General features: G+C 65.1%; 14 protein-coding genes. 5 read left to right on the plus strand and 9 right to left on the minus strand.

Translation table 11 applies throughout. The features are described 5' to 3' along the window. Nucleotide 1: 1 nt before the first annotated feature. Genes GHK24_RS07775 through folE2 form a run of 3 tightly spaced genes read left to right on the plus strand, consistent with a single transcriptional unit; the run spans nucleotide 2 to nucleotide 3,642 of the window. Nucleotides 2–889, plus strand: a complete 888-nt coding sequence (locus tag GHK24_RS07775; protein WP_153471915.1) for a polyprenyl synthetase family protein — start codon at nucleotides 2–4, stop codon at nucleotides 887–889. Nucleotides 890–919: 30 nt separating this feature from the next. After that, complete coding sequence (gene dxs / locus GHK24_RS07780; RefSeq protein WP_153471639.1) at nucleotides 920–2,809, plus strand: 1-deoxy-D-xylulose-5-phosphate synthase; 1,890 nt, start codon at nucleotides 920–922, stop codon at nucleotides 2,807–2,809. Between the two features lie 26 nt (nucleotides 2,810–2,835). Beyond that, nucleotides 2,836–3,642 (plus strand): GTP cyclohydrolase FolE2, encoded by an 807-nt coding sequence (folE2, locus tag GHK24_RS07785; protein WP_153471641.1) that lies wholly within the window; start codon nucleotides 2,836–2,838, stop codon nucleotides 3,640–3,642. 123 nt (nucleotides 3,643–3,765) lie between these two features. Here the strand turns inward: folE2 and rplS are convergent, their stop codons facing one another. From rplS to GHK24_RS07810, 5 genes are all read right to left on the minus strand, one after another. Continuing rightward, nucleotides 3,766–4,131, minus strand: coding sequence for a 50S ribosomal protein L19 (rplS, locus tag GHK24_RS07790; protein WP_153471643.1), 366 nt, complete (start codon nucleotides 4,129–4,131; stop codon nucleotides 3,766–3,768). A gap of 83 nt (nucleotides 4,132–4,214) precedes the next feature. Beyond that, nucleotides 4,215–5,021: a tRNA (guanosine(37)-N1)-methyltransferase TrmD gene (trmD, locus tag GHK24_RS07795; protein ID WP_228384603.1), complete on the minus strand. Its 807-nt coding sequence runs from the start codon at nucleotides 5,019–5,021 to the stop codon at nucleotides 4,215–4,217. 20 nt (nucleotides 5,022–5,041) lie between these two features. Next, nucleotides 5,042–5,635 (minus strand): ribosome maturation factor RimM, encoded by a 594-nt coding sequence (rimM, locus tag GHK24_RS07800; RefSeq protein ID WP_228384604.1) that lies wholly within the window; start codon nucleotides 5,633–5,635, stop codon nucleotides 5,042–5,044. Between the two features lie 10 nt (nucleotides 5,636–5,645). Beyond that, nucleotides 5,646–5,900, minus strand: coding sequence for a 30S ribosomal protein S16 (gene rpsP, locus GHK24_RS07805; protein WP_153471645.1), 255 nt, complete (start codon nucleotides 5,898–5,900; stop codon nucleotides 5,646–5,648). A 165-nt stretch (nucleotides 5,901–6,065) separates the two neighbouring features. Further along, nucleotides 6,066–6,911: a YihY family inner membrane protein gene (locus tag GHK24_RS07810; RefSeq protein WP_153471647.1), complete on the minus strand. Its 846-nt coding sequence runs from the start codon at nucleotides 6,909–6,911 to the stop codon at nucleotides 6,066–6,068. Between the two features lie 321 nt (nucleotides 6,912–7,232). On the opposite strand from GHK24_RS07810, the gene wrbA reads away from it, so the two are divergent. Together wrbA and GHK24_RS07820 are read left to right on the plus strand one after the other, a co-directional pair. Further along, a complete protein-coding gene (wrbA, locus tag GHK24_RS07815; RefSeq protein WP_153471650.1) occupies nucleotides 7,233–7,829 on the plus strand; it encodes an NAD(P)H:quinone oxidoreductase in 597 nt (198 codons plus the stop codon). Between the two features lie 104 nt (nucleotides 7,830–7,933). Further along, nucleotides 7,934–8,308, plus strand: a complete 375-nt coding sequence (locus GHK24_RS07820; protein WP_153471653.1) for a DUF2069 domain-containing protein — start codon at nucleotides 7,934–7,936, stop codon at nucleotides 8,306–8,308. 37 nt (nucleotides 8,309–8,345) lie between these two features. Here the strand turns inward: GHK24_RS07820 and GHK24_RS07825 are convergent, their stop codons facing one another. From GHK24_RS07825 to GHK24_RS07840, 4 genes are read right to left on the minus strand one after another with little or no spacing between them, the layout of a single operon-like run. Then, complete coding sequence (locus tag GHK24_RS07825; protein ID WP_153471656.1) at nucleotides 8,346–9,887, minus strand: 2-isopropylmalate synthase; 1,542 nt, start codon at nucleotides 9,885–9,887, stop codon at nucleotides 8,346–8,348. Nucleotides 9,888–9,914: 27 nt separating this feature from the next. Beyond that, nucleotides 9,915–13,010: an efflux RND transporter permease subunit gene (locus GHK24_RS07830; protein ID WP_153471659.1), complete on the minus strand. Its 3,096-nt coding sequence runs from the start codon at nucleotides 13,008–13,010 to the stop codon at nucleotides 9,915–9,917. Between the two features lies 1 nt (nucleotide 13,011). Continuing rightward, on the minus strand, nucleotides 13,012–14,154 hold the full coding sequence (locus GHK24_RS07835) for an efflux RND transporter periplasmic adaptor subunit (RefSeq protein ID WP_153471662.1): 1,143 nt from the start codon (nucleotides 14,152–14,154) through the stop codon (nucleotides 13,012–13,014). A 21-nt stretch (nucleotides 14,155–14,175) separates the two neighbouring features. Beyond that, a complete protein-coding gene (locus tag GHK24_RS07840) occupies nucleotides 14,176–15,498 on the minus strand; it encodes a TolC family protein (RefSeq protein WP_228384605.1) in 1,323 nt (440 codons plus the stop codon). Nucleotides 15,499–15,558: the final 60 nt, after the last annotated feature.

A 15,558-nucleotide genomic window follows, 5' to 3' on the forward strand; every position in this document is an offset into this window, starting at 1 on the left:
GATGGCAGCCTTTGCCGACTGGATGCCTGCCGTTCAGGCGCATATCGAAGCGGCGCTTGGCCGCTTCCTGCCCTCGTCGGACGCCATTCCCGGACGTCTGCACGACGCCATGCGCTACGTCAGCCTCGGCGGCGGCAAGCGCGTCCGCCCGCTCTTGGCCTTTGCGGCCGGCGAATTGACCGGCGCACCGCTGGAGCGCCTCGAAGCCGCCGCCTGCGCGGTCGAACTGATCCATGTCTACTCGCTGGTCCACGACGATTTGCCGTGCATGGACGACGACGTACTGCGACGTGGCCGACCGACCTGTCACATCGAATTCGACGAGCCGATTGCCCTTCTCGTCGGCGACAGCCTGCAAACCTGTGCCTTCGAACTGCTGACGCACGACGTATTCGGCGATCCGGCGCGGCAGATCGAAATGATCCGCCTTCTGGCGCACGCCTCCGGCTCGCTCGGCATGGCCGGCGGTCAGGCCATCGACCTCGGCTCCGTCGGCAAGACGCTCGACCAGCCTGAACTCGAACTGATGCACGCCCTGAAGACCGGCGCCCTGATCCGTGCCGCAACGCTGCTCGGCGCGCTCTGTGGCGAAGCCATGAGCGCCGACGCGCGCAACGCGCTCGACCGCTACGCGCGGCGTGCCGGCCTGCTCTTCCAGGTCGTCGACGACATTCTCGACTGCACGGCCAACACCGCGACGCTCGGCAAAACGGCCGGCAAGGATGCCGCCGCCGACAAACCGACCTACGTCAGCCTGCTGGGCCTGAGTGGCGCGCGCCACTTTGCCGAAGAATTGCGCGCAGAATCGCTGGATGCGCTGCGTGTCTTTGGCGCACGTGCCGAACGCCTGATCGCGCTCACCGACTTCATCACCCATCGCAAGTTTTAGTCCGCAAGGGCGACGCGCCCGGGAATAGCCATGACCACCACGACGACTGCCTACCCGCTGCTCAGCAGCATCGACGATCCGTCCGCCCTGCGCGAACTCGACCGGAAACAACTGCCCCAACTCGCCGACGAGTTACGTGCTTTCCTCGTCGACACGGTCTCGAAGACCGGCGGCCACCTCTCGTCCAACCTCGGCACGGTCGAACTGACGATCGCCCTGCACTACGTTTTCGACACGCCATACGACCGTCTGGTCTGGGACGTCGGCCATCAGACCTACGCGCACAAGGCGCTCACCGGTCGCCGGCAGGGCATGAGCCGTCTGCGCATGCACGCCGGCATTTCGGGCTTCCCGAAGCGCTGCGAAAGCGAGTACGACACCTTTGGCGTCGGGCACTCCTCGACCTCGATCTCGGCCGCGCTCGGCATGGCCATTGCCGCGCATCTGAAGGGCGAAGACCGCAAGACGGTCGCCATCATCGGCGACGGCGCCATGTCGGCCGGTCAGGCGTTTGAAGCACTCAACAACGGCGGCGTCGCCGACGCCGACATGCTGGTCGTACTCAACGACAACGACATGTCGATCTCGCCGCCGGTCGGCGCGCTCAACCGCCACCTCGCCCGTCTGTTCTCCGGCAGCACCTTCAACGCCGCCCGTCGCGCCGGCGAGAAGATGCTCGGTGTTGCCCCGTCGCTGCTCGAATTCGCCCGCCGCGCCGAAGAGCACGTCAAAGGCATGCTGACGCCCGGAACGATGTTCGAAGAATTCGGTTTCAACTACATCGGCCCTATCGACGGCCATGACCTCGAATCGCTGATCCCGACCCTGCAAAACCTCAAGAACCTCAAGGGGCCGCAGTTCCTGCACGTGATCACCAAGAAGGGCCACGGCTACGAGCAGGCGGAAGCGAATCCGATCCTCTACCACGGCGTCTCCAAGTTCCAGCCGGAAATCGGCATCCTCGAAGGCAAGGGCGGCGGCAAGCCGACCTACACGCAGATCTTTGGCGACTGGCTGTGCGACATGGCGGCGGCCGATCCGTCCCTCGTGGCCATCACGCCGGCCATGGGCGAAGGCTCGGGGATGATCCGTTTTGCCCGCCGCTACCCGGAACGCTACTTCGACGTCGGCATTGCCGAGCAGCACTCGGCAACCTTCGCCGCCGGCCTTGCCTGTGAAGGCCTGAAGCCGGTGCTGGCGATCTACTCGACCTTCCTGCAACGCGCTTACGACCAGGTCGTGCACGACATCGCCCTGCAGAACCTGCCGGTGATGATGGCGCTCGACCGCGGCGGCATTGTCGGCGCCGACGGCCCGACGCACCACGGTGTCTTCGATCTCTCCTTCCTCACCTGCCTGCCGAACATGGTCATCATGACGCCGGCGGACGAAAACGAATGCCGCAAGATGCTGACGACGGCCTTCCGCCACCCCGGCCCGACCGCTGTGCGCTACCCACGCGGCACGGGTATGGGCGTCGCCATCGACCCGGAACTCAACGAGTTGCCGATTGGCTGTGGCGAAGTGCGCCGGCAAGGCCAGAAGGTCGCCCTGCTCGCCTTCGGCAGCATGCTCAAGCCCGCCCTCGAAGCGGCAGAAGAACTCGGCGCGACGGTCGCCAACATGCGCTTCGTCAAACCGATTGACCGGGAACTCATCCTCGAACTCGCTGCCGGACACACGCTGCTCGTCAGTATCGAAGAGAACGCTCTGGTCGGCGGCGCGGGCTCCGAAGTCGCCCGCGTTCTCGAAGAAGCGGGCTGCACGACGCCGCTGATTCGTCTCGGTCTGCCCGACCGTTTCATTGACCACGGTGACCAGACGCTACTGCTCGCCGAGATCGGCCTCGATCCGGCCGGCATCGTCCGCACCGTGCGCGAACGCCTCGGCGACGAACCCCTGCTGAGGACGGTGGCGTGAGTTCTGCCTCACCTTCCGGAGAAAACATGTCCGCACCGAAGCACCGCACCGACACGACGATGGCCGACGTTCAGAGCTCGGCCGACACGCGCCGGATTGCCATCAACAAAGTCGGGATCAAGGCCATCCGCCACCCGGTGAAGGTACTCGACAAGTCGGGCGGCATCCAGCACACCATCGCTGTCTTCAACATGTACGTGGGTCTGCCGCACAACTTCAAGGGCACCCACATGTCGCGCTTCGTCGAGATCCTCAACACCGAGGAGCGCGAAGTCTCGGTCGAGAGTTTCCCGGTGATGCTGCGCCACATGGTCGAGCGCCTCGAGGCCGAAACCGGCCACATCGAGATGAGCTTCCCGTTCTTCATCAACAAATCGGCCCCCGTCTCGGGCGTCGAAAGCCTGATGGATTACGACGTGACACTGATCGGCGACATCCGCGACGGCGAGATCGAGTCGAGCATTCGCGTCGTCGTCCCCGTCACCAGCCTCTGCCCGTGCTCGAAGAAGATCGCCGACCGTGGCGCGCACAACCAGCGCTCACACGTGACGGTGACGCTCTCGGCCGATGGCCGCGTCTGGATCGAGGAAATCGTCGCATTGGTCGAGAGCGAAGCCTCCTGCGAGCTCTTCGGCCTGCTCAAGCGGCCGGACGAAAAATACGTCACCGAGCGCGCCTACGATAATCCGAAGTTCGTCGAAGACATGGTGCGCGACGTCGCCGCCCGGCTCAATGCCGACCCGCGCGTGCGCGCCTACACCGTCGAGTCCGAGAACTTCGAATCGATCCACAACCACTCGGCGTACGCGCAGATCGAGAAATCGACGTCCTGAGGCAAGCCAAGCCCACGGCGACGGTCTAGGCCGTCGCCAATAAAAAAGGCAGCGTCCCGAAAGACGCTGCCTTTTTTGTCGCTGTCACCACGCCGCCAGAGGCGGCGTCGGCAACGCTGACGCTCAAGCCTGACGCGCGACCAGCTTTTCCTTGATGCGCGCAGACTTGCCCGAACGCTCGCGGAGGTAGTACAGCTTGGCACGACGCACGTCGCCACGACGCTTGACTTCAATCGCAGCCACCAGCGGCGAGTAGGTCTGGAACGTACGCTCGACGCCTTCGCCCGACGAAATCTTGCGCACGACGAAGTTGGAGTTCAGCCCACGGTTACGCTTGGCGATAACGACGCCTTCGTAAGCCTGCAGACGCTCACGCGTACCTTCCTTGACCTTCACCTGAACGACAACGGTGTCACCCGGCGCGAAGCTGGGGATGGTCTTGCCCAGACGGGCGATTTCTTCCTGTTCGAGTTGCTCAATCAGATTCATTAGTGATGCTCCTTTGTGCTTGTCTGACCGCATTGCTCCCCTGCGACCGGCGGGAGTTGCGCACTCTTGCGGAGAGACTACGACTACGCTTGCTGCGCCTGAAACTGCGCCAGAAGCCGCGCCTCTTCCTTCGACAGCACGCGCCCCGCCAACAACTCGGGACGACGCTGCCACGTCCGCCCCAGCGCCTGCTGCAGGCGCCAGCGACGAATGTCTTCGTGGTGACCGGAAAGTAACACCTCCGGCACCGACTGGCCGGCGTACGTCTCCGGCCGCGTGTAATGCGGGCAATCGAGCAGACCGTCGCAGAAAGAATCCTGCTGCGCCGACTCTGCGTCATGCAACACCCCCGGCAGCTGCCGCACGATGGCGTCGATCAACGCCATCGCCGGAATTTCGCCACCGGAAAGCACGAAATCACCGATCGAAATTTCCTCGTCAACGCAGCGCTCGATCAGTCGCTCGTCGATTCCTTCATAACGGCCGCACAGCATCACCAGACCGCTACCCTGCTGTACCTCGTCCGCCAGTTCGCAGACACGGCGATGGGTCAGCGGCTCGCCTTGCGGCGACAGGTAAATGACCCGACTGCCGCGCGCCCCAGCCTGACGCTGGCGCTCTCGTGCCGCCGTAATCGCCGCTTCGAGAGGTGCCGCCAGCATGACCATGCCAGGGCCGCCACCGTAAGGACGCTCATCGACCGTACGCCGCTCATCCGCCGTGAAATCGCGCGGATTGATCAGCCCCAACTGCCAGACGCCGTTCTCGTACGCCCGCCGCGACACCCCCGACTGGGTCAGCGCGGCAAACATCTCCGGAAATAGCGTCACGGCATCCAGCAGCACCGTCGCCGGCACGGCAGAGACATCCGACCCGACAGACTCTGACAACGTCGCAGGCGTTTCAGCTGTCACCAGTCGGCTTCCCAGTCGACGCGCACCCGACCTGCCGGCACATCGACCTCGAGAACGACCGCGGCCACGAACGGCAACAACTTCTCCGCCACCAGGTCGGTCACCCCCGGCTGCCCGACACGCAACACGTCGTTCGCCCCGGTCTCGATCAAACCCAGCACACGCCCGAGAACTTCGTCGCGCGTGTTCACGACTTCCAAGCCGATCAGATCGGCCCAGTAGAACTCGTCGTCCGCCGTCGGCGGAAGGCCTGCGCGCGGCACGCCGACAAGGGCGCCATGCAGGGCTTCCGCTGCCGAACGCCCAACCACGCCTTCAAGATCGGCCACCACGACACCGCTGTGCAGGCGCGCGCGCAGGACGCGCACTTCGCGCCAGTTCTCTGGCGCTTCGCCTTCACGACCGATACGCCACACCGGCAGCTTCGCCCACGCCGCCGGATCATCCGCAAACGGATGAACCCGCAGCGCACCACGAATTCCGTACGCGTCAACAACCTTGCCGAGAACGACCATGTCGCCGGACGCAGAATCACCCGGCGCGGCGGCTGTCAGCGCCACCTCGGCAGATTCGCGTGGCGGCAAAGACAAGCGAGAAAACTCAGGCAGCGGCTTTGGCGCCAGCTTGCTTGACCAGACGGGCTACCGTCGGCGACAGCTGGGCACCTTGTTGCTGCCAGTAGTTCAGACGATCCGCAGCGATGCGCAGACCTTCTTCGGCAGCCGAAGCCACGGGATTGTAGAAGCCGATGCGCTCGATGAAACGGCCATCGCGGCGAGTACGGGAATCTGCAACCACCAGATTATAAAAGGGGCGCTTTTTCGCACCACCGCGAGCCAGACGAATGACAACCATGTCGCTCTCTTCCGAAATCAGAAAAAGGGCAGGATTATAACAACAAAGCACCGAGAAACAAGCAGATATTCCACTATCGCGCCAACAGCCTCGCCGCGGGGGCTGACGTGCGCCGTGCACAACAGGAAAAGATCGCATCAGCCGGCACCGCGAGGCGAACCAAACTCACCCGTCAGTCGCCGAATCGTCGGTGCGAAACTCCGGCAATGTCGCCGCCAGCAACGCCCCCAGCAGCACCACCGCCCACGATAGATACAGCCAGATCAGGAAGATCGGCACCGTCGAAAAGGCGCCATAGATCGTCTGGTACGAGGGGAATTGCTGCAGGTATACCTCGAACGCCTTCTGCATCAGCACGAAAGCGAGCGCGGCGATGAAGCCCGCCCAGGCCGCGTCACGCACACGCACGCGCACATTCGGCACGACGTAATACAGTCCGCCAAAGAACAGGGTCGGCAAGAGCACGCCAAGCGCCTTGAACAGCAGACGTCGCAACCAGGGCGATTCATCGACCAAGCCGAGGGAGACGGTGACCGCATAGGACACCGCTGCGGCAACCGCGCCCAAGGCCAGCGGCCAGAGCACGATCAGCCCGGAGTAAAGACGCAGACGCTGCCACCAGCGACGCCGCTCCGTCACCCCCCAGACGTTATTGAAGGCGCGCTCAATCGTCAGCAACAACAGGAAGGCGGTTGCCGCGAGCAACAGCAAGCCGACGACGGTCACCCGAGCCGCCTTGTGCGAAAACTCCAGGATATAGCGGGCGATCAACCCCGCCGAGCCTTCCGGCAGCAAGTTGCGCACCAAATAGCGATCCAGCTGATCGGCCAGCGACGGGAACGCGGGCAGCAGCGTCGCCAGACTCAGACTCAGCGCCACCAGCGGCACGAGGGAAAGCAGGGTCGTAAAGGCCAGACTGGCGCTCACCTCATCCAGATTCTCCTCCGAGAAGCGTTGCGCGACGCGCCGCACAAAGGCGCGCCCACGCCCGCCCCGCGCCAGACCGATCATCGCGCACTCCGCACGACATCATCCCCCATCGCCGACGCCAGACGCACGCAGCCACGTGGCGCCTCAGGGCGCTCATCGCGAAAAACCCGCCTTACGAAAACAGACATGCGCACATCCACGCAAGAGAAGAAATCAGCCACAACGAAAGCCCCGCAACCGCTGACAAACACGCCACGGCGTGCAACAGGAGCAGCAAACGCCGGCGACACGAGCCACGCCAGCGTTCAAACAATTGCCTAAGGCGACGCGTCTGCGCTGCATCGCCGGGCCGTGCGGAGCACTGGGCACAGAGCCGTGACACACCGCCGCTATAATAGCCGGATGCTGGAAATCCTCGTCCTCTACTACAGCCACCGCGGATCGGTACGCGCCCTGGCGCAACAGATTGCGCGCGGCATTGAGTCGCAGCCCGGTTGCGGCGCGCGTTTGCGCACCGTTCCGCGCGTTGCCAGCGTGTGCACCACGATCGAACCGCCCGTCCCCGTCGCTGGCGCGCCGTTTGTCGAAGCGAGCGATCTCGAGGAATGCGCCGGCCTCGCCCTCGGCAGCCCGACGCGCTTCGGTGCCATGGCGGCGCCGATGAAGTACTTCTGGGACGGCACGATCACGCAATGGGCCAATGGCACTCTCGCCGGCAAGCCGGCCTGCGTCTTCACGTCGTCCGGCAGCATGCACGGCGGCCAAGAGACGACGCTGGTGTCGATGATGTTGCCGCTGCTGCATCACGGCATGCTGCTCGTCGGCATCCCCTTCACTGAAAGCGCGCTGAGCGCCACGCAGCGCGGCGGCACGCCGTACGGTGCCAGCCACGTCGCGGGCACTGACGGCGACCCGCTGTTGTCGGATGACGAACGCGCGCTGGCCTTTGCCCAAGGGCGCCGCCTCGCCGACATTGCCCGCCGGCTGCGTGAAGGCTGACGGAGCGACGACGCAACAGCGATTGCTACGCCCACCACGCCTCCCGCCGCGTTCTCTCAGCCGCGCCAGCCCGCGCCCTATCCCCCTACCGTGACCCTACCCCCATGATCCGACTCGCCCTGCGCGCTTCCGCCGCCAGCCTGATCGCGCTGATCTTCCTCTGCCTCGCCTGGGAATTACGCTTGGCCCCGGTGCAAGCCGGCGGCTCCTGGCTGGCGCTGAAATGCGTACCCTTGCTGATACCGCTGCGCGGCATTCTCACCGGCCGCCGTTATACCTACCAGTGGGCATCAATGCTGATTCTGGCCTACTTCACCGAGGGCATCGTGCGGGCGATGAGCGACCACGGGCTTTCGCAGGTGCTGGCCGGCATTGAAACGGCGCTCTGCCTGATCTTTTTTGTCGGCAGCGTCGCCTTCGCCTACTACTCGCGCCCATCGGCGCAAGCCGCCGCCGAGCCGCCGGCGGCGGACGCCTGAGCCTGAATCCTGCACGCGAGGGGCGTCAGCCCCCGCCTCATACGTCGCCCTGCGGATTCACGCGCTCGAATGAGGAGTGCAGCTTGTTCAGGGCGTTCAGATAGGCCTTGGCCGAAGCGATAACGATGTCGGTATCGGCGCCCGCGCCATTGACCACCCGCCCGTTTTTCGCCAGACGTACCGTGACTTCGCCCTGCGCGTCGGTTCCGGTAGTGATCGCGTTCACCGAATAAAGCAGCAGTTCCGCGCCGCTGGCGGCGACGCTCTCGATGGCGCGGAAGCTCGCGTCGACCGGTCCGCTACCCGTCGACATCGCACGCTCCTCGACCCCGGCAACGAGGAAGGTGAGTTCGGCCACCGGCGGCTCGCCCGTTTCCGAGTGGACGCGCGAATAGACGAGCTTGTAGTGTTCCTGCCCGGCCAGCACTTGTTCGTCGCTGGCCAGCGCCTGCAAGTCTTCGTCGAAGATTTCGTGTTTCTTGTCAGCAAGCTCTTTGAAGCGGGAGAAGGCGGCGTTCACCGCTTCGTCGCCAGCGAGTTCGATGCCCAGTTCGGCGAGCCGCGTCTTGAACGCGTTGCGCCCGGAGTGCTTGCCGAGCACCAGCTTGTTCTGCGCCCAGCCAACGTCCTGCGCGCGCATGATTTCGTAGGTTTCACGGTGCTTCAAGACGCCGTCCTGGTGGATTCCCGACTCGTGCGCGAAGGCGTTGGCGCCGACGATGGCCTTGTTCGGCTGTACCGGGTAGCCGGTGATCTGCGAGATCAGCTTCGACGCCGGAACGATCTGCGTGGTGTCGATGCGCGTCTCGACCGGGAACAGGTCGGAGCGCGTCTTCACCGCCATCACCACTTCTTCGAGCGAGGCGTTGCCGGCACGCTCGCCGAGGCCGTTGATCGTGCATTCGACCTGACGCGCGCCGGCGAGCACCGCCGCCAGCGAGTTGGCAACGGCCATGCCGAGGTCGTTATGACAGTGCGTCGACCAGACCACCTTGTCGGCGCCCGGCACGCGCTCGATCAGCGAGCGCATGCGCTCGCCCCAGACTTCGGGAATCGAATAGCCGACGGTATCGGGAACGTTGATCGTCGTCGCGCCGGCCTGGATCACCGCGTCGAAGATACGCACCAGGAAATCGAAATCGGAGCGCACCGCGTCCTCGGCCGAGAATTCGACATCGCCGGTGTATTCGCGCGCCAGCTTGACCGCGCGCACCGCTGCCTCGACGACTTGGTCGGGGCTCATGCGCAGCTTCTTCTCCATGTGGATCGGGCTGGTGGCGATGAAAGTGTGGATTCGTCCCGACGCCGCCGGGCGGATCGCCTCGCCGGCACGACGAATGTCGTTCTCGTTGGCACGCGCCAGCGAACAGACCGTCGAGTCCTTGATCGTCTCGGCGATGGCGTGGATGGCGTCGAAGTCACCGGGCGACGCGGCGGCGAAGCCGGCCTCGATCACGTCGACGCGCATGCGTTCGAGCTGGCGCGCGACGCGCAGCTTTTCCTCGCGCGTCATCGACGCGCCGGGGCTTTGTTCGCCGTCACGCAGGGTGGTGTCGAAAATGACGAGGCGTTGGCTCATGCGCAGACTCCCGAAAAGATAAGCGACTTACTGCTCCTGTTCCACTGGCTTTTCCTTCGGCCGGCAAACCAGCGGGAAGAGCATCGGCAACAGCAGCAGCGTGAAGATGGTTGCCGAAATGATGCCACCAACGATGACGACGGCGAAGGGGCGTTGCGTTTCCGAGCCGATGCCGTGCGACAAGGCGGCCGGCAAGAGGCCCAGGCCGGCCATGAGCGCCGTCATCAGAATCGGCCGCAAACGGGTTACCGCGCCTTCGCGCACGGCGACGGCCAGCGGTCGGCCTTCGCGGACGCCATCCAGGAACTGCTCGACCATGATGACGCCGTTCTGCACCGAGATCCCGGCGACGGCGATGAAGCCGACGGCCGCCGACACCGACAGATGCAAGCCGGCGAGCGACAGGCCAACGATGCCGCCAATCCAGGTAAACGGCGCCATGAAGAGGACGAGCAAGGCAAAGCGCATCGAGCGGAACGCCCAGAATAGCAGGACGAAGATGCCAAGTCCGGAAAGCGGCACGATGACCATCAGGCGCTTCAACGCACGCTGCTGGTTCTCGAACTGGCCGCCCCAGGTCATGCGATAGCCGGTTGGTAGGCGAACCTGTGCCTTCACCTTGGCCATGGCCTCGGCGACGAAGCTCCCTTGGTCGCGCCCGAGCAGGTTGGCCTTCACCGCCACGTAGCGTCCGCCGGCCTCGCGACCGATGCGCGCCGGCCCCTGCTTGACTTCGATGGTCGCGATTTCGGCAAGCGGAATACTGCCGCCAGCCGGCAAGGTCACCGGCAATTCGCCGACGTCGTCGACGGCATCGCGAAACGGCTTTTGCAGGCGAACGGTAATGTCGAAGCTGCGGTCGCCCTCGGTGAAGGTGCTGACCGCCGCGCCGGCGAGCGCGGTCTGTACTGTCGCGTTAACGTCAGCCGCGCGGATGCCGTAGCGCGCCATGCGCTGCGGGTCGAGCGTGATGTCCAGCTCGGTCTGACCGCTGACGCGGATGGCGGCAACGTCGGCGGAGCCCTGAATGCCGCGCAGGATGCTCGCCACTTGCTCCGCCTTGTCTTCGAGGATTTCGAGGTCGGAGCCAAAAATCTTGATGGCGATCTCCCCCTTGACGCCGGAGATCGACTCTTCGACGTTGTCGGCGATGACTTGCGAGAAGTTGGTCGGCACGCCGGGAATGACGCGGATGCGTTGCGTCATGTCTTCGATCAGCGCCTCCTTGTCGGCAAAGCGCCATTCGCTGTGCGGCTTGAGGTCGGCCAGAATCTCCATGTTGTTCGGCCCTTTCGGGTCGGTACCGTCATCGGGGCGACCAACGTGCGTGACGAGCTTGTTCACCTCGGGGTAGGTCAGCATGATGCGACGAATCTCGCGCTCGACCTCCTTGGTCTTGTCGAGATTGGTCGACGGCGGCAGCGTGATCGTCAGCCAGATGTTGCCTTCGTCGAGCTTCGGCAGGAATTCGCTACCCAGCGTTGTCGCCAGCCCCAGCGACAGGCCAAGCACGAGCAGCGATCCCGCCAGCAGACGGCGGCGGCGGGTTTCCGCCCAGTCAAGCGCGTGCCGGTAACGGTCTTGCAGCCGCTGCATCCACGGGCTGTGCTTTTCGGCCAGATTGCCGTTCTTGATGTAATACGAGATCAGCGCGGGAATCAGCGTCAGCGTCAGCAGAATGGCGCCGAGGATGGCGAACGACAGCGTGTAGGCCATCGGCGTGAAGATCTTCCCTTCGACGCGCTCGAACGTGAAGATCGGCAGGAAGGCGAGAATGATGATCGCCTTCGAGAAAAGGATCGGATGCCCCATGTCGATGGCGGTGCGCTTCAAGGTCAGCATCCGCCATTGCAGGCTCTGGTGCTGTTCGCTCGCCTGCCCGAGCGCCAGCTTGACCATCAGCGCCTCGACCAGCACGACGGCGCCGTCGACGATGATGCCGAAGTCCACCGCGCCCAGCGAGATGAGGTTAGCCGCCACCCCGCGGCTGTGCATCATCACGAAGGCCGTCAGCAAGGCCAGCGGAATCACGGCCGCCACCGCCACCGCTGCGAACCAGGAGCGCAGGAAGATGAGGAGGATGGCGACCACCAGCACCGCACCGACGATCAGATTCTCGGCCACCGTATGAACCGTGTGCGACACCAGCTCGGTGCGGTCGTAAATCGGCATCAGGCGCACGCCCGGCGGCAGACGCGTGCCGACCGACTCGATCTCGCGCTTGAGATCGGCAACGACCTTCGAGGCGTTCTGCCCCTTGGTCATCTGCACGATGCCGACCACCACGTCGTCCCGCTCGTTGAAGGCGACGATCCCTGAGCGCGTACGCCCGCCCACCGACACCTGCGCAACATCGCTCACCAGCACCGGCTTGCCGTCGGTCACCGCGACCGTTACCCGGTTGATGGCTTCCAGACTCGACAGGAGACCGATCGAGCGCACCACCAGACCTTCGTCACCGCGCCGGATGAGACCACCGCCGGCATTGGCGTTGTTGTTGGTCAGCGCTTGCGCCACCTGATCGATGGAGACGCCAAACTTACGCAGGCGATACGGATCGACGCGAACCTGATATTCCTTCACCGCGCCGCCGAAGCTGACGACATCGGCGACCCCCGACACGCGACGCAAGGCCGGCCGGATCACCCAGTCCTGCAAGGCGCGCACCTCGTAGGCGGGCATGTCGGCGGGCGCATCGAGGGCGTAGCGATAGACTTCGCCGACCGCCGTCGACAAAGGCGCCAGCGAAGGCTGGACGCCCGTCGGCAACACCACATTGCCGAGCTTTTCCAGCGTCTGCTGGCGGGCGAAGTAGTCGTCGGTGTTGTCGGCAAAGGTCAGCGTGACAATCGACAGGCCGGTCATCGACACCGAGCGCAGCTGCGTCATGCGCGGCACGCCGCTCATCTCACGCTCGATAGGCAAGCTGATGCTGCGCTCCACCTCGGCCGGCGCGAGCCCCGGCGCCTGCGTGACGACGTTGACCTGCACGTCCTGCACATCGGGGAAGGCCTCGATCGGCAGGTTATCGACGGCGTACCAGCCGGCCGCGATCAGCGCACAAACGGCGGCGAGAATGAATACCCGCTGTTGCAGGGCAAAGGTAACGAGGCGCTCGATCATCTCAGGCGCCGCCCAGTTCGGCGTTAAGCAGCAGGGCACCGGCCGTGATGACGCGCTCACCGGCGCTCAGCCCGTCGCGCACGAAACTCGCCTCATGGCCGCGAAACGCCAGCTTGACCGGACGCTTCTCGATGACGCCCGGCGTTTTTTCGACGAACACGAAGTCATTGACGCCTTCGGTAACGACGGCGCTATTCGGCACACGCGGCAAATGCACGCCCTCGGTTTCCGGCGTGACACGCGCGAACATCTCCGGCTTGAGCAGGCGCTCGCCATTGTCGACCGAGCAACGCACCGGCACGCGTCGCGACTGGGAGTCGACGACATCGCCCACGGCCAGCACACGACCACCAAAACGCCGCTGCGGATAGGCGTCCACCTCCACGCCCACCGGCTGACCGACGCGCACGCGCGCCAAATCCTTTTCCGCCACCTCGGCGATCACCCACAAATGCGCCGGGTCACTGACGACGAAAAGCGGCCGGTCCTGATCGGGCCGCACTTCCATGCCCGGATTCGCCTGCCGTTCGGTGACGATGCCGGCCAGGGGAGTACGCAGAGCAAAACCGGATTGGCCGGAAATGGGGCGCAAGTTGCGCAGACGAGCGTGCGCGCGGGCCGATTCCGCCTCGGCGCCGGCGAGGTCGTTCTCCGCGGCTTCCAGATCCTTGCGCGCCAGCGCTTCGTTCTCGAAGAGCAGCTTGGCGCGATCGTAAGCCGACTGGCGCATGCGGCGATCGGCGTCCGCCTTTTGCAGATCGGCGTAGTCGGGAATGTCGAGCACGGCGAGCGAAGCACCGGCAGCGACGCGGTCGCCCGCCTGCACCGGTAACGCCAGAATGCGCCCCGATACCGGCGCGAAAATGCGCGCCGTCGCGTTATCGTCGTAGGCAACGCGCCCGTTGAGCGGCTCGATCAGCGGTGCCGGTAGCGACTGCACCGCCTCGATACGCAGATACGACAATTGCGGCGCACCCGCCGGAAAACGCAGGAGTCGCCCGCCCTCGATCTGCGCCCCGCTCGTCGGCGCGGCCACCGGCTGAAGCGCCGGCGCCGACGGACGACTCAGCCAGTAGTAGCCGGCAGCGGCGACCAGCAGAACGGCGCCGGCAGCGGCGAGAGTTTTGGTGTTCGGAGTATTCATCGGATCCTTGGCTTTCGTGACTTACTCAGCCGTCGCCGCACGCCAGGCAGCGAGCGCCTTGGCATGGTCGGCACGGGCATTGGCCGCTTCCAGTTGCACCTGACGCCAAGTGCGGCGGGCGTCAAGCAGTTCCAGCAGACTGGTCGCCCCGCGTGCGTAGGCGAACTCGGCGGCGCGCGCGACACGGGCCGCGTCGTCGAGCAGACCGCCTTCGAGACGCAGGCGACGTTCGCGGCTGGCCGCCAGATCGGCGGCGGCCTGATCGATCTCGCCTTGTGCCTGCGCCAGCGTCTGCTCCGCCATCTCGCGGGCGGCCTGCAGATCCGCCTCGGCGCGCGCGATCTCGCCCTCGTATTCGTGGAAGGCAAAGAGCGGGGCGCTGACGCCGACGCCGAAGCTGTTGTTGGGCGTATTGGTCAGGTTGTGCTCGAGCTGCACACCGACGGTGATGTCGCGCGTTTTCAAGGCCCGCGCCAGATCGCGTGCTTTTTCAGCAGCGGCGAGACGCGCCATGTCGGCACGCACATCCGGACGCCGCGACGGATCGCTGCCGGCCGCCGCATCGCCGCCTTGCGTCGCCGCCGGCCAGTCGTCAGCCGCGACCAGCGACGATGCTTTTTTTTCCTGTCCGATGAGGTAGGCCAGCGCCACCCGCGCCCGCGCGGCATCCGCCACGGCCTGCCGTGCATCGTTCTCGGCACGCAGTTGTTCGACGCGCTGACGCGACAGATCGGCGGCGGAAATGTCACCACCGCGATAGCGCACCTCACTCGTCGCCTGACTCTTGCGGTACAGCGCCGCCGTTTCGACCGTCAGACGCTCGCGCTCCTGCATGAGCAAAAGGTCGTAGTAGGCTGCATAGAGTGCGCGCCGTTGCTGGCGGCCAACATCGTCGCGATCGTTGCGCGCTGCGTTGAGCAGGGCGTCGGCAGCCTGCATGCGCAGATCGCGCTTGCCGCCGCGTTCGATCAGCTGCTCCAGACGGGCAACACTGTCCATGCGCTTCTGGCGCACCGATCCGGCGCCGAAACCATCCTGCGGACTGATCGACGCCATGTTGAGCGAGGCTTGCGGATTGGGTACCTGCGCGGCCGCACGGGCATCGCCCTCGGCGCCGGCAATGGCGACCTCGGCCAGTCGCAATTCGCGGTTGTGCTGAGTCCACAGACGCTCGGCCTCGGCCAGCGTCAACGACAGCCGTTCCGGCGGACGACTGGCGGACGCGGCGAAGACTACGCTGGGCGAAGCCTCCGGCACGACGTCGAGCGTTCGCACCGACTCTGCCGCCAACGCCGCGCCCGTCACCAAGAGACACATTGCCGCCACACCGCGCACCACCACCATTGCAGTCCTTCCCCTAAGCATTGCCCGCGCCACACAGCGCACGGGCTCCGGTTTCGACTG

The sequence above is a fragment of the Rhodocyclus gracilis genome (genome assembly GCF_009617575.1).
In the GTDB taxonomy this organism is placed as follows: domain Bacteria; phylum Pseudomonadota; class Gammaproteobacteria; order Burkholderiales; family Rhodocyclaceae; genus Rhodocyclus; species Rhodocyclus gracilis.

What these genes read in the sequence shown, in the direction of transcription:
- GHK24_RS07775 (WP_153471915.1), top strand. Translation starts at nt 2, where the DNA reads ATGGCAGCCTTTGCCGACTGGATGCCTGCCGTTCAGGCGCATATCGAA.
- dxs (WP_153471639.1), top strand. Translation starts at nt 920, where the DNA reads ATGACCACCACGACGACTGCCTACCCGCTGCTCAGCAGCATCGACGAT.
- folE2 (WP_153471641.1), top strand. Translation starts at nt 2,836, where the DNA reads ATGTCCGCACCGAAGCACCGCACCGACACGACGATGGCCGACGTTCAG.
- rplS (WP_153471643.1), bottom strand. Translation starts at nt 4,131, where the DNA reads ATGAATCTGATTGAGCAACTCGAACAGGAAGAAATCGCCCGTCTGGGC.
- rpsP (WP_153471645.1), bottom strand. Translation starts at nt 5,900, where the DNA reads ATGGTTGTCATTCGTCTGGCTCGCGGTGGTGCGAAAAAGCGCCCCTTT.
- GHK24_RS07810 (WP_153471647.1), bottom strand. Translation starts at nt 6,911, where the DNA reads ATGATCGGTCTGGCGCGGGGCGGGCGTGGGCGCGCCTTTGTGCGGCGC.
- wrbA (WP_153471650.1), top strand. Translation starts at nt 7,233, where the DNA reads ATGCTGGAAATCCTCGTCCTCTACTACAGCCACCGCGGATCGGTACGC.
- GHK24_RS07820 (WP_153471653.1), top strand. Translation starts at nt 7,934, where the DNA reads ATGATCCGACTCGCCCTGCGCGCTTCCGCCGCCAGCCTGATCGCGCTG.
- GHK24_RS07825 (WP_153471656.1), bottom strand. Translation starts at nt 9,887, where the DNA reads ATGAGCCAACGCCTCGTCATTTTCGACACCACCCTGCGTGACGGCGAA.
- GHK24_RS07830 (WP_153471659.1), bottom strand. Translation starts at nt 13,010, where the DNA reads ATGATCGAGCGCCTCGTTACCTTTGCCCTGCAACAGCGGGTATTCATT.
- GHK24_RS07835 (WP_153471662.1), bottom strand. Translation starts at nt 14,154, where the DNA reads ATGAATACTCCGAACACCAAAACTCTCGCCGCTGCCGGCGCCGTTCTG.
- GHK24_RS07840 (WP_228384605.1), bottom strand. Translation starts at nt 15,498, where the DNA reads ATGGTGGTGGTGCGCGGTGTGGCGGCAATGTGTCTCTTGGTGACGGGC.